The organism is Bilifractor sp. HCP3S3_D3 (assembly GCF_052063915.1).
Lineage (GTDB): Bacteria > Bacillota > Clostridia > Lachnospirales > Lachnospiraceae > Bilifractor.
Map to the genome: position 1 here is coordinate 1 of NZ_JBQHWP010000017.1, position 14305 is coordinate 14305.

General features: G+C 51.5%; 13 protein-coding genes. All 13 read right to left on the bottom strand.

Annotated features, from left to right (window positions below):
- The coding region (locus tag ACTNDI_RS10520; RefSeq protein WP_441100945.1) for a hypothetical protein at positions 1-1263 on the bottom strand (1263 nt) is incomplete at its 3' end.
- Positions 1264-1665, bottom strand: a complete 402-nt coding sequence (gene tnpA, locus ACTNDI_RS10525; protein WP_441100991.1) for an IS200/IS605 family transposase — start codon at positions 1663-1665, stop codon at positions 1264-1266. It abuts the gene before it with no gap.
- Between the two features lie 200 nt (positions 1666-1865).
- Positions 1866-3707: an InlB B-repeat-containing protein gene (locus ACTNDI_RS10530; protein WP_441100946.1), complete on the bottom strand. Its 1842-nt coding sequence runs from the start codon at positions 3705-3707 to the stop codon at positions 1866-1868.
- Positions 3707-4402: a thiamine diphosphokinase gene (locus tag ACTNDI_RS10535; RefSeq protein WP_441100947.1), complete on the bottom strand. Its 696-nt coding sequence runs from the start codon at positions 4400-4402 to the stop codon at positions 3707-3709. Before ACTNDI_RS10535 ends, ACTNDI_RS10530 begins: the two co-directional genes overlap by 1 nt.
- Before the next feature lie 263 nt (positions 4403-4665).
- A complete protein-coding gene (gene rpe, locus ACTNDI_RS10540; protein WP_441100948.1) occupies positions 4666-5349 on the bottom strand; it encodes a ribulose-phosphate 3-epimerase in 684 nt (227 codons plus the stop codon).
- Position 5350: 1 nt separating this feature from the next.
- A complete protein-coding gene (gene rsgA, locus ACTNDI_RS10545; RefSeq protein WP_441100949.1) occupies positions 5351-6232 on the bottom strand; it encodes a ribosome small subunit-dependent GTPase A in 882 nt (293 codons plus the stop codon).
- A 105-nt stretch (positions 6233-6337) separates the two neighbouring features.
- Entirely contained in the window at positions 6338-8443 is a 2106-nt protein-coding gene (gene pknB, locus ACTNDI_RS10550; RefSeq protein WP_441100950.1) for a Stk1 family PASTA domain-containing Ser/Thr kinase, read from the bottom strand.
- A gap of 25 nt (positions 8444-8468) precedes the next feature.
- Positions 8469-9191 (bottom strand): Stp1/IreP family PP2C-type Ser/Thr phosphatase, encoded by a 723-nt coding sequence (locus ACTNDI_RS10555; protein ID WP_441100951.1) that lies wholly within the window; start codon positions 9189-9191, stop codon positions 8469-8471.
- A 2-nt stretch (positions 9192-9193) separates the two neighbouring features.
- A complete protein-coding gene (gene rlmN, locus ACTNDI_RS10560) occupies positions 9194-10264 on the bottom strand; it encodes a 23S rRNA (adenine(2503)-C(2))-methyltransferase RlmN (protein ID WP_441100952.1) in 1071 nt (356 codons plus the stop codon).
- A complete protein-coding gene (gene rsmB, locus ACTNDI_RS10565; RefSeq protein ID WP_441100953.1) occupies positions 10265-11788 on the bottom strand; it encodes a 16S rRNA (cytosine(967)-C(5))-methyltransferase RsmB in 1524 nt (507 codons plus the stop codon).
- Positions 11781-12488, bottom strand: coding sequence for a zinc metallopeptidase (locus ACTNDI_RS10570; RefSeq protein ID WP_441100954.1), 708 nt, complete (start codon positions 12486-12488; stop codon positions 11781-11783). Before ACTNDI_RS10570 ends, rsmB begins: the two co-directional genes overlap by 8 nt.
- Positions 12489-12689: 201 nt before the next feature.
- Positions 12690-13628: a methionyl-tRNA formyltransferase gene (fmt, locus tag ACTNDI_RS10575; RefSeq protein WP_441100955.1), complete on the bottom strand. Its 939-nt coding sequence runs from the start codon at positions 13626-13628 to the stop codon at positions 12690-12692.
- A 73-nt stretch (positions 13629-13701) separates the two neighbouring features.
- Positions 13702-14211 (bottom strand): peptide deformylase, encoded by a 510-nt coding sequence (gene def, locus ACTNDI_RS10580; protein ID WP_441100956.1) that lies wholly within the window; start codon positions 14209-14211, stop codon positions 13702-13704.
- Between the last annotated feature and the right edge of the window lie 94 nt (positions 14212-14305).

Sequence of the window (14305 nt, forward strand, 5' to 3'; positions counted from 1 at the left end):
GCTGGCTTTATATTCTTTCGTACTTACTTTCGATACATTACCGCCGTAAAGTTTTGCCTTTTGTTCCAGAATCGTGACAAAACTTGCCGGTGCTCTGTCAGTTATCGACTTGCCAAAACGTTTCCTGCGCTTATATTTATGAATCCGCTTTGCAGAACCATCCTTTTGCTTGATTTCAGATACCTGATCCCTGCGTTCTGTCGTTTTTTTCTTTCTTTGCAGACCTGTGAAAGACATATCCTCGACAATAAAACAGACAGATTCGTGCAAAAGTCTGTTGATCGTTTCTTCATGTGACTGTTTGACATAAGCTGCTTTTTGTCGATACAAAGATTTCAACCGATTCTGATTCTTTCGGTAGGCTTTGGAAAATTTCCATTTTTCATGATTGGCCGGCTCGATCGTGCCGTCTGCCCGATATTTATTCGGATTTAAGATCCGTTTGGAACGATCCATGCGTCTTAATAAACGATCAATCTTCTGATTGTATTCCCTGCATTTGGGAGCAAGTTCTTGTAATGTGACCGACCGGGAAGATACACAGGCTACGGTAGAAGTTCCGATATCAATACCGGCAACATCATCTCTTCCCACGGCTTTTATTTTATGCGGGGCATCGCCTTTCAGATACACAACAACATAATAGTGCCAGCCATTTGGAAACATCTTTCGTGCCATTTCGCAATAGGAGATTTCCGAATCCAAGGCTTCCAGAAGATAATCTTGATCTTTTGGAAGTTTACATTTGATATTCAGCCCAAGCCATTGAATGGAACAAGACTCTTTTTGAAATTTTGCGCCATTGGTATTCGTCTTTCCACAGATCGTATGAAAATCTCTGTATTTTTTGAAATGAAGTTCTTTCCCGTTTCCATAGAGGACTGCTTCGACGCCCTTCCAGACACGGGTGGCTTCTTTTTGTATCTGCTGTGAGGAAAGACATTTCCGAAACTGTTTTCCGCAGACTTTGATATATGACTGAAAAGCATACTCAGACAAACCGTGAGTCCGAATGATTTCTGCCATTTGCCTGGAGATCAGTTTTCGCCTTGTCTTTTCCTCTATTGAGAGAGTATCCTTTTTCAGGAGCTTCTTATATTCTGCTTTTAGAGATTGATATTCGGCATCATATGACAGTCTTTTCAGACGTTTTTGGGCATGCTTGACGATTACGTTATGGATATGGCTAATGGCATGAAAACGCTTTTCTATGACCGTTTCGTCGTATCTGGTTGTGGCTAACAGTAATCTTACGGTGTGCATCTAATCCCTCGTCTTTTGCGTGTGGATGTACCATTCTATAGTTTCAGAACTTACATTTCCGGCTGTGCTTACAAAATAAGAACGTGTCCATAAGGACGGCATTTTTGCTAACTGGGGAAATTCCTCCCTCAGTTGATGGGAAGTCGCTCCTTTGATCTGTTTTACCACATCAGGAATGCTCTGCTGGGGATATACGCTAACAAACATATGAACGTGGTCAATGTGACATTCCATTGCAAGAATATCGATATGATGTTTTTGACATTCCGCAGAAGTTAATGCCTTGAAACGTTCTTCTATGCCTGGAATATTAAAGATCTTTCGACGGTATCTTGGACAGAACACCAAGTGATAGTGAATCAAGGATACGGTTGTTCTGGTGTGTTTATATTCATTCTTCATGTGTATATAATACAGTATTTTGTACACATATTCAATCAAAACAATTTGCGCTTTGACGCTATCATCCCACGGTTGAAACCGTGGGCTTTCTCGCTAAATTATTTGTAACTGGCAATCATCTGAAATATACTTCGCATTCGGCTGCGGCTCACTGTTCGCGTAAAAAAAGCCGCCGCACCTTTCATGCAGCAGCCTCCTCTTCATTTTCTTTTGCGTTTTTTCATCTGAATCAGGACGCCCAGGATGACCATCAGAAGAATTCCTGCAACATCTGCTGCAACAGCAGCCCGATAATCAAAGACTTCCCCTGTGAGTGTGAGATCTCCTCTCTCCGCCTCAGTAATCGTCCGAACCTCACGTCCATTTTCATCGGTCCAGAATCCGAAAGACGCCAAAAAAGGCGTGGCCGGTTTTTTCAGACGGAGCGGAAGATCCTCAACGGTGTACGTCTCCGGAAGCCCCGCAATGCTGTATACCCCCGGAGTGTACCGGATATGATAGACGACGGGTTCGGCACTCATGGTGATTTCCACATCATGATCAGGCATCCGGAAGTCAGTGACGCCCGCCTCTTTGCCCGACAGCATATCCGGCAGATCTCCGGTAATTTTCAGATCCTTGTATCCCCTCTCCTCCGACACGAGAAGACTGACCTCATCCCCAAACGTGCAGCGGGTCGAAAAGCTTCGTTCCCTCCCGCCGGATCTTTGACTTCCCGGAACCGATTTCCCGTTGAGACTGACTCCCTTTCCGGCGTGAATCGTCAGCTTGTACGATAGCGGAGTATAAGTGAACTCAAATTTTGCGGCACCGTCTGCGGAAATGACGCCGGTCTGCGCATCGGGAGTCTTGTATCCATCTTTTGCCGGCGGATTCACCGTTATTTTTTCCCCGGTCGTCCCATATCTCGTCTCCACATCATCCGCTTCGCTCCCGCAGTGAAAAATCACCTGATACGGTGTGTGATCCGATGCCTTCCACGATGCCGTAAGGGTGATATTCTCAGACGGCATCTCTGTCTGATCCGTTACTCTGCTTCCGTTCAGACACCAGCTGTCAAAAACATATCCCTTTTTTTCAGGTACCGGCAGATCCGTCAGGGATTCACCCTCCCGGATCTTTTTCTCTTTTACAGTGCAGGTGCCGCCCGCCGCGTCGAAGACAGCCGTATATTCTCTCTTTTCCGCCTCCGACACCGCATTCCGGATGTAATCATGAATGGCCTGATACGTGCCGCCATCATAATGAATTCCATCCACTGTGGTGTAGCCTCCCGACAGGAGGCTGCTGTAGGAATCGATCCAGGTAACCTTGTCACTCAGCGCGTTCCTCAGCGTATCATTGAACGGCGCGCAGGTGCCATCATTGGAATAAACCGATGAGGACGTCTCCGCTCCTCCGTTCCGGTGGCCGACCGGATTCACGGAATCAAAGAACACGCGGTTGCCGTCCCTGCTCCAGCTGTCTGCATTCGCATTTACATATTCCGCATAACGGTTCGCGCTGCTCACAGGGGAACCCATATCATTGCAGCCCATGAGAATAACAAGATCTGTATTCCCCTGTTCCATCCAGGGCTCTGCCTCTGCCATGCCTGTTCCGGCAAACCAGTCAAAGCCCATGGCTACACGTCCGATATAAACCTCATTTCCCAGAGATGCGTTAATGTCCTCGCTGTAGCCGGACCCGGAAAGCGTGATGTACATGCCGACCGTTCTGGAATCGCCTACAAAGACAATTCTTCGGTTCTCATCTGCCGCCCCCGCAGCCGCGCCATCCGTTTTAACCGTACGCACTGTCTCGGTGTTTTCCGCACCGGAACTCTTTCCTGCGGTATTCACCGCCCCGGAATTTTCCGCGCCAGAACTTTTTTCTGCGGCATTCACTGCCCCGGAATTTTCCGCTCCGGCGGCAGGAAGTACGGGGAGCAGGAACATGGCAGCAAAGACGCAGAAAAGTACGCCGCCAAACCGCAGATGCGGACGAGGTCGTCTGTGGCCGGATCCGTCATTTGAGTGTTGTCCGAATGTATGATCCCTCATCAGTCCCTTGTCTCCATGACGATCAGAATTCCTTCCCTGCACTCGATGATACCCTCATCTGCGACAATCTCATTGCTTGTCGTAAGTCCTCCGTCGCCCTGGATGATGTCCGCGTCCTTCAGCGGATATCGGAATCCTGTGAGGCTGACCCCGTGAGCCTCTCCGCGAAACGGATAGACCGAGACATACTTTCCGTACTGCTCTGATCTTCGGATCACGATTCTTCGCCCCACAGGCATGGAGATCCGGTTCGTTCCGTCGATAATACTGCCCTCAATCCCTTGTGCATAGAGCTTATACAGGTCAAACACACTGCTGAAGACATGATCCAGCCTTGTACCCGTAGCCCCGAAAAAGCAGACGGCATCCGCGCCGACGGATACAGCCTTCTCGAGAGCAATGTCGGTATCTGTCATATCCTTTTCCGGACGGTATTCATCGATCGGGACACCTGCCCTACGGAATGCGGCAAGCTCCGGGGCAGCATCCGCTCTCTCCTTCGATGACAGTGCCGTTCCTCCCGCAGAAAGGCTGTCAAAGTCTCCCACGATATAATCCGGCGTGATCTGGTTCTGATAGCAGAACCGCACGCCACGGTCCGCCGCGATGCAGATCTCCGGTTTTTCCTTATCCAGATAATCCAGGGCAGCCCTTTTATCGATGCTTCCCCCGGAAAAAACAACTACTTTCCGCACGTTTTTCTTCTTTCCTCTCGCTCTTTCTTATCCCCGCGTATTGTTCCGCTCTCATCCATTCCCGCCTTATAACTGCGGGCTTATTCCGGCTTCTTATATCCGGGTTCTAATGCCTGCAGCCCTGTTCCGGCTTCTTATATCCGGATTCTAATGCCTGCAGCACTATTCCGGCTTCTTAATATGCGGTATTCTGTTTGGATTTCTTACCTCAAAAATTTATACCCGCAAGCCTCCTGCATTCGGTGCGCGTTTCAGCCCACAATTCACCTGCCGGACATTTCCCTCTCCTGAATCCGTTTCATCAGATCCGTAGCGTTTTTCGCGATATCGCCGCGGAAGACAGCCGAGCCGGCCACAATCACAGAAGCGCCTGCGTCCAAAACGGTATCAATCGTGGAAGCATTGATACCGCCGTCAACCTCAATAGGAAGATCCGAATATCCGGCTTCGTCCAGCTTCCGCCGCAGATCGCGGATCTTTGCGGTCATCGACGGAATATATTTCTGTCCGCCGTATCCCGGATTCACGGTCATGATCAGAACCATATCCACCTTATCCAGCACATAATCAAGCACCTGCAGCGGTGTCGCCGGGTTCAGAGCAACCCCGGCCTTCATCCCGCTCTCATGGATATGCTGAAGCGTCCGGTCCAGGTGCGCACATGCCTCTGCGTGAACAGTGAACATATCCGCGCCTGCCTTCGCATAGTCGTCCACGAAGCGGTCCGGCTCGGTCACCATCAGGTGAACATCAAAGAACATTTTCGAAACAGGCCGGACCGAACGGATCACGACATCGCCGAAGGAAACCGGCGGCACAAACTGACCGTCCATCACGTCAATGTGAAGCCATGGTGCTCCGGCGTCTTCCAGGATGCGTACCTGCTCGCCGAGTTTAGAAAAATCCGCAGATAAAATAGAGGGGCTAAGTCGGTAAATTCTAGTCATGTCAGTATCTCCTTTTCTTCATCTCACGCAGTTCTTCATAAAACCTGCAGTAATTGTCATATCTCTCCTGATAAATTTTTCCATTCTCCACAGCTTCCCGGACGCCGCAGTCCGGCTCGCGTATGTGAGAACATCCCTGGAAACGGCAGTACGGCTCATATTGTTCAAATTCCGGGAAATATTTCTGGAGCTCCTCCGGTTCCATCTCCGGAAGATCCAGCGAGGTAAAGCCGGGTGTGTCACAGAAATAGGTGTTCTCTCCCAGAGCGATGAGCTGCGAATGCCGGGTGGTATTTTTTCCTCTTCCAAGCTTTCGGCTAAGTTCCCCGGTCTCCATATGGACTGCACTCTGCATAAGATTGGTGAGCGTTGATTTTCCGGCACCTGAGGGGCCCGCCACAACGGTCGTCTTCCCCTTCAGACGGCGGATCACCTCCTCCGTCCCCTCCTGTCTTTCCGCACTGATCAGAAAAGTCTCATACCCGCAGGACACATAGATATCCCGCCAGTGTGCCGCCTCCGTGCTGTCCGCAATGTCTTTTTTGTTGAAGCAGATCAGCACCGGAATATGCTGCCTCTCCATCGAAATCAGGAAACGGTCCAGCAGCCCGGATTCCGGATCCGGACTTTTCAGGGCAAAAAAAACCAGGGCCTGGTCCACACCCGCCACCGCGGGACGAATGAGCGAATTCTTACGCGGAAGAATCCTCACCACATTCGCCGTCCGCTTCGTCTCATCAAGCACCTCGATCTCCACCCGATCCCCGACCAGGGGCTTCATCTTCTCTTTTCGAAATATTCCCTTCGCCTTGCATTCGTATTCGCCTTTTTCGGTTTCTACATAATAGAATCCGGCGATTCCTTTAATGATTCTCCCTGTCATACCTCACATCCTGCTGTTTTTCTGATTGCCGGGAACAGAAAAAGGCTGTACGCAGTCCGAGATCTCTCCCGGTCAGCGCATCAGCCTGTATCTTTTTTCTGTCTGTCAGCTCTCCTCCTGAAACGTTACATTCGGATACTTCGCGATCAGCGTACCGTCCTCATATACATTGATCACACCGGTCTCACCGGATGTGCTCTCGATCGGAGTACTGTACGTTCCTCCATTCCATGGATCCGAGCCCTCGTAAATTGTTGTGGTCTGGTCTCCCTGCACCAGTTCGAGCTTAACGGTTCCGCCATTGTATCCGGACGGCTGGGACAGCGGACTGTAGCACACATATTTCTTCGCGGACGTGCTGCTGGTGCTGCTCAGCTTATTGATCGTCAGTGTCACACTTGATCCGGCGTCCACAGATGTCCCGACATCCGGGCTCACCGAAAGTACAACGCCGTCAGCCTGTGTCTTATCCTCCGATTCCTTTTCCTTGTAGGAAAGCCCCATCGAATCCAGTGTGGATTCCGCATCCTCCTTCGACCATCCGACAATAGAAGGAACCTGAACCTTGTTCGAGTCGTCCTCACCCTTGCTGACGGTCAGTGTCACAGTACTTCCTGCAGCGACGCTGGTTCCCTCTGCGGGATCACATGAGATGACATAGCCCACGTCAACGGAATCGCTGTAGTCGAGAGAAACCTCTACCTGAAGGCCCACTCCCGTCAGCAGATCCGTCGCCTGCTGCTGTGTAGCTCCGGTAATACCGCCGGGCACCTTGACATCCGCTTTTCCTGTGCTGACCGTGACATTAATCGTTGTTCCGGGATCAACCTTCGTACCCGCCTCGATCGACTGCGCCATGATCTGGCCCTCGGAATAATCCTCCGAGGTCTGCTCATCGGTCTCACTCACACCGATTCCAAGCTTGTTTGTCGCCTGCTGTGCCTCCTCCAGCGTCATGCCGAGAAGCTTCGGAACCTCTACCTGAGCATCCGAGGACGAAGAGGAACTCTCCGCTGAAGAGCTCGTTGAAGTTGCTGCCGAGGAACTGCTGTTCTTGGAGGAAGATCCTCCGAAATGGAATACCCCTGCCATATTGCCGATGACAAGAATCAGAATCACGATAATGATCGCGCCGACGATAAATCCGCCGATCGTGATTGCCTTCTCCAGCTTCGTGCTTCCGCCATCCTCCTCATCGTCATCATCGTCATCATCGTTATAATGATCCAGGTATTTCTTGCGACGCTCATATCTGTCGTCGTCATCATCGTCGTTATCGCCGCGAAGCGTTCCATTGTTCATTCCGCGCCGTATCTCATTCATTTCATGGTCGGTCATCTTCACGGTTGCCGCATGAGAAGCCAGAGGCGCAATCTGAACAAAATTGCCCTGAGGGTCGATCAGCGAACGCTTCAGGTCATCGATCAGCTCCCCGACATTCTGATATCGGCGCTCCGGATTCTTCTGTGTACACTTCAGAATGATCTGCTCCAGGGAATACGGAAGATCCGGCGTGTATATTGACGGCGGAACAATCTCCTCCTGCAGGTGCTTGATCGCAATCGCAACCGTTGTATCCCCGTCAAACGGAACCCTTCCGGTGACCATCTCATACATCGTAATGCCAAGCGAATAGATATCGCTCTTGGCGTCGGAGTAGCCTCCGCGGACCTGCTCCGGAGAGCTGTAGTGCACGGATCCCATCACATTCGCCGTGATGGTATTTGAATTAATTGCCTTGGCAATACCGAAATCGGAAAGCTTCACCTTCCCGTCGGTTGAAATCATAATATTCTGAGGCTTGACATCCCTGTGGACGATTCCCACATTATGGGCAGCCTCCAGACCCAGAGAAACCTGAATCGCGATACTGGTTGCTTCCTTTACGCTCAGCTTTCCCTTCTTTGCAATGTAATTCTTGAGCGTGATCCCCTCAATCAGCTCCATGACGATATACTGAAGGCCCCTGTCCTCACCGACATCATAGACATTTACAACATTCGGATGAGAAAGCTTGGCTGCCGCCTGAGCCTCCTTCTGGAATTTCGCTACAAAACTGCTGTCCTCACGGAACTCCGCCTTCATGACTTTGACCGCGACGAGACGATTCAGTTTTCTGTCCTGAGCCTTATAAACATCCGCCATACCGCCATATCCGATTCTGGATATGATCTCGTAGCGCTCGCCCAGTATAACTCCCTCTTTTAACATAACACTCTCACCTCGTTTGCTCTGTTCATGCCTCTACCACAATGACAGCGATATTGTCCCGTCCGCCATTTGCGTTAGCCTCATCAACCAGAACCTGCGCCTTATCTTCTTCTGTATCTTCACCCTTCAAAATTTCGAAGATTCTCTGATCCTCGACCATATTGGATAAGCCGTCCGAACACATCAGGATCTGGTCCCCCGTCTCCAGCTTTACATCGAAGAAGTCGATCTTGACATCCTCATTGGTTCCGACCGCTCTTGTAATTATATTCTTGTCCGGATGATTTCTGCCCTCCTCCGGTGTCAGTTCTCCAAGGCGGACCATTTCAGCAATCAGCGAATGGTCCTGTGTGATCTGTGTCATGGAATCGCTTCCCGCCAGATAAAGCCTGGAGTCTCCGACATTTGCGATGTACGCGTATCCGCCGACGACGGTGCATACCACCATTGTCGTTCCCATGCCAGCCATAGACGGATCATTCCTTGACTGGGAAAAAACCTCACGGTTTGCCGCTTCAATCGCATTCCTCATGACCTTTACAGGATTGAAATTCTTGTCCTTGCGAACGGTCTCGACCAGCACCGACACCCCATATCGTGATGCAAAGTCGCCGGCATTATGTCCGCCCATTCCATCCGCAACCACAAAAAGATTCGGCAGATTTCCCACCGACTCCTCTGAAGTAAAGATAAAATCCTGATTCATATGTCTTTTCTGGCCGATATCGGTTGCAGAAAATACCCTCATGCCTAATTCTCCTGGTTACTGTCAATATAACTCTTGCGCAATTGTCCACAGGCGCCGTCGATATCAGCGCCCATTTCCCTTCTTATAGTAACATTAATCCCGTAATTTTCAAGTTTATTTTGAAAATTCAAAACCGCCTGACGGCCGGAACGGGCGAAATGGCGCTCTTTTACCGGGTTGACCGGGATGAGATTCACATGACAATTGAGTCCTGTAAGCAGGCCTGCCAGCTCTGCGGCATCCTCCTCCGAATCGTTCTGACCTTTCGCAAGCGCGTACTCAAATGTCAGCCTGCGTCCTGTTTCCGCAAAATAAAAACGACAGGCGTCCATCAGCTCCCTTATGCTGTACTTGTTCGCGACCGGCATCAGCTTCCTTCTCTTCTCATCGTTCGGAGCATGAAGGGAAATCGCGAGGGTGATCTGAAGATCCTCCTTCGCCAGCTGACGTATTCTCGGAACGATTCCGCAGGTCGACACCGTGATATTCCGCTGGCTGATATTCAGCCCCTCCTCTGCGCTTGCTAGACGTACAAAGCGGACCACGCTGTCATAATTCTCCATGGGCTCTCCACTTCCCATAATGACGACATTAGAAACCCTCTCTCCGGTAATCCTCTGGATCTGATAGACCTGCTCGAGCATTTCCGACGCTGTAAGCGAACGCACCAGACCGTCCAGGGTGGATGCGCAGAAACGGCAGCCCATCCTGCATCCGACCTGGGAAGAAATGCAGACAGAATTTCCGTGATGATATTTCATCCAGACGCTTTCTATCACATTCCCGTCATTTAATGCAAACAGATACTTTCTCGTTCCGTCAATTGCTGATACCTGCTCCCGGACCGCTCTCAGTCTCGTCAGCGGATACTCCTGTCCCAGTTTCTCACGGAGCTTCAGAGAAAGGCTGGTCATCTCGTCATAGCTCTCCACCCGCTTCTGATGCATCCAGGAAAAAAGCTGCGCCGCCCGGAACTTTTTCTCCCCGAGGCTCTGCATGCACTCCTCCAGTTCCCCCGGAAGCATTGATTTAATATCTGTCACGCCCTGCAATTTTTCCTCACTGCTGATCATTTAAATCCTCCCGACCCTTGTCTCTCCGCCGGCCGAACAACTCTCCCAGCCGATTTCTTCTCCGCCGGCTGCAAATGTTTTCCCGGTACCTGCTTCGCCTGCGGCATCCGCAGCGTTCTGCTTCTTCTCCTGCTTCCGGCTTCCCTCCAGTTTGCGGAACCTCGCGAAGAAGAATCCGTCGCAGTGATGAATGCCCGGAAGCAGCTGCACAAAGCCCCTTTCTGCCGTTTTTCTCAAGCTCTCGTCTGCGAGCAGCTCGTCCGGCAGAATATCCGTAAGTCCGACGCTCTCCAGCGGAAAGCTGTCCAGAAGCCATCTTACATTGTCCTCGTTCTCGGTCCTGGCGATGGTACAGGTGCTGAACAGCAGAATTCCCCCCGGACGCACATACGACACAGCGTTTGTCAGAATTTTTCTCTGAAGAGCAGCGAGCTCCATTTCCTTCTTATGAGAAGCACGGTATTTGATATCCGGTTTCTTGCCGATGACACCGTAGCCGGAGCAGGGCACATCCGCGATGACCACATCGGCTGTCCCGAAGCGCTCCGGAAGTGGAACGGAGGCATCCTGCACCTCAATTTCAATATTTTTCACCCGACAGCGATCCACATTCTCCCGTATGAGAGCTGCCTTCGCTTCCGTGAGATCACCGGAGATCACCTTCCCCGTGCCCTCCATCAGATCAGCCGCAAGCAGGCTTTTCCCTCCCGGAGCTGCACAAAGATCGAAAACCAGATCCCCCGGACGGATCCCCGCGCAGCGGACCGCAAGCTGTGAGCTCACATCCTGCATGAGAAACCCGCCATCTTCAAATGACGAAAGCTCCGCGGGATTTCCTGCATTCTTGAGATACCAGGCATCCGGCACATAAGGAGCCTTCTCCAGCTCCACCCCCTCTGCCTTCAGTTCTCTCACGACATCGTCTGCCCCGGCATATAATCCGTCTTCCTTCCGTTTCCGGACACGGATGGTTACCTCGTTCTGCTCAAGGAATCCGCGGCAGATGTCCTCTGTTTTATCAATGCCGAATGCATTGATCCAGTCTGACACGAGAAGCTCCGGCATCGAATACCGGACCGACAGACACCGGACCGGCTCTTCCATCGAGGGATAAACGATCCTCTCCGGATGCCTCGAAATATTCCGCAGCACCCCGTTCACGAATCCCTTCAGACCGGAAAATCCCTTTCTTCCCGCAAGACGTACGCTCTCGTTTACCGCAGCGGAATCCGGCACCGAATCCATGAACTGCAGCTGATACACGCCCATCCGCAGGATCTCCCGGATCACCGGCTTCATACGGTCTGTCTTTGTTTTGGAAAAGAGATTCAGAATATAATCAAGACGGATCTGATATTCCAGCGTTCCCTCCGTCAGACGAAGATAAAAGGCCCGCTCCTGATCCGACAGCCACCCGTAGCGCTGCAGAACGTCCCGGATGACGAAATGGCTCTGCCGGCCATCCTCCCGGATGGCGAGCAGAGTCTCAAGCGCCAGTTCTCTGATATTGATTCTCTCAGTCACGTCTACGGCTTCCTCCTGACAAAATGATCATCCTCAGCAGATATAAAAGGGACGCGCATACTGCGGCAACATAGGTCATCGCAGCCGCGATGAGAACCTTTCTCGTATCGGAGAGTTCCCGTCCCTCTTCCATTCCCATCGTTTTCAGCTTCTGCATAGCCCGGTGAGACGCGTTGAATTCTACCGGAAGCGTCACAAGCTGGAACAGCAGTGCGAGGCAGAACAAAAGGATGCCAATCTCCGTCAGAATACCGGACTGGAATACAAGGCCGATGAAGAACAGGATCCACGAAAAACGCGAGCCGAAATCAGCAGCCGGAACTAGTGCCGAACGAATACGCAACGGCGCATAGTCTTTCGCATCCTGAATCGCATGACCGCATTCATGTGCGGCGACTCCAAGCGCCGCTACCGATGTACTTCCATAAATCGATTCCGACAGATTCACCGTTTTCGACCTCGGATCATAATGATCCGTCAGACTTCCTCTGACGCGACGCACCTGAACTCCGTAAATACCCTCGCTTTCAAGAATTCTCTGCGCCACTTCCGCACCGGTCATGCCATATGAGCTTCGAACCCTGCTGTATTTCCGGAAAGTGCTTTGCATGGTCGTCTGAACAATCAGCGAGAGTACAAACGCAAGAATGACAAGAATATAGGTCCAGTCAAAATACAATCCGTAACCGCCGTAGTACATTGGAGAGCCTCCTCTCTTGATGCGAATGAATCCCGGCTGTCTTCCGGGAATCGTCTCGTAAATAGGAATCCCGATTGTCTTCCGGGAATCCTCTCGTTAATAGGAATCCCGGCAATTTTCCGGGAACCGTCTGTATCTGTATGAAACCCGGTTATTCCCCGGGAAAATATGTCTCTGTATTATACCCGGTATAACACCCTGCTATTCCCCGAGAACGGTCCCCCTCTTCACACTGTGTCCGCGCAGAAAATCCGAAGCCTTCATGCGCTTCTTTCCTTCCAGCTGAAGTTCCGTGATCCGCAGCGCATTTTCACCGGTCTGAAGAAGCAGGCCGCTCTCATCAGCGGCAAGTACCGTGCCGGGCTTTTCTCCGGATTCTCCTGTTTCAACCCGGCTCTTCCAGATTTTCAGCCCTTTCCCCTGCATGTAGGTGTACGCGGCTGGCCAGGGATTCATTCCTCTGATGAAACATTCAAGCTTCCTGGCGGGAAGCGACCAGTCAATCCTTCCGTCCGCCTTGCTGATCATACGTGCGTATGCGGTCGGGCTTTCCGCCGGCTGTTTCACCGGATGAAGGTCACCCTTCTCCAGCTTCGCAAGCGTTTCCACCAGAAGCTCCGCGCCTGCCTTCGCGAGTTTGTCAAACAGCGAGCCGCCGGTCTCCTCTTTCGAGATCGCCACCTCGACCGACGCCAGCATGTCACCGGTATCCAGTCCCTCGTTCATCTGCATAATCGTTACACCGGACTTTTCCTCGCCGTCGATGACCGCCCACTGAATCGGCGCCGCTCCACGGTATTTAGGAAGCAGAGACGCGTGTACATTCAGACATCCGTATTTCGGCAGTTCCAGGATCTCCTTTGGAATAATCTTTCCGTATGCTGCCACCACGATGACATCCGGCGCAAGCTGCTTCAGCGTCTCCAGAAACTCCGGATTGTTTCGCAGCTTTCGCGGCTGGAATACCTCCAATCCGAGCTTCAGAGCTGCTGCCTTGACGGCGGTAGGCTTCAGTTCCTGTTTTCTTCCCACCGGCTTGTCCGTCTGGGTGACAACACCCGCTATTTCATAGCCCGCATCCGCGATCGCATTCAGTGTACCGACCGCAAAATCCGGCGTGCCCATAAATACAACTCTCATAAATCACCTCATCACTTTCTGTCTGCGTCATACACAGCGCAGATTGCAATTTCTCAATCCGCCGGCAGCCGGATTAAAGCTCATCCTCTGGCGCTTCCTCTTCATCCTCTTCGTCCTCTCCCTGATCCACCGGGTGAATCGGCTCGAGTGCGCGTGACGGATACATGATGCCGTCAAGATGATCAAACTCGTGACAGCAGGCGCGGGCAAGGAGGCCGTCAGCCTCCAGCTCAAACGGCTCCATATTGATATCGAGCGCCCTTACCTTTACATGTTCGGGTCTCGTGACAAGCGCGCACATTCCGGGAATGCTCAGGCATCCCTCCTCACCGGTCTGCTCACCGGACTGCTCGATGATCTCAGGGTTGATGAACACGTAGGGATGCTCACCGTCCACATCGATAACACACAGCCGTCGCAGAACCCCGACCTGCGGGCCGGCAAGGCCGACGCCGTACGCATGATACATCGTTTCAAACATATCCTGAATCAGAATCTTTGTCCTGAGATTCATCTTCTCAACCGGTCTGCATTTCTTTGTGAGAATCGGATCTCCCTCTTCTCTGATCTTTCTGATACCCATAATCTATTTCTCCTTCATATATATAAATCTGCTGTGCTCCCGCTTCCCGCCGGCAGACAGCTCATACATAAAAGCCTGCCCCGCTCCTGCTTTC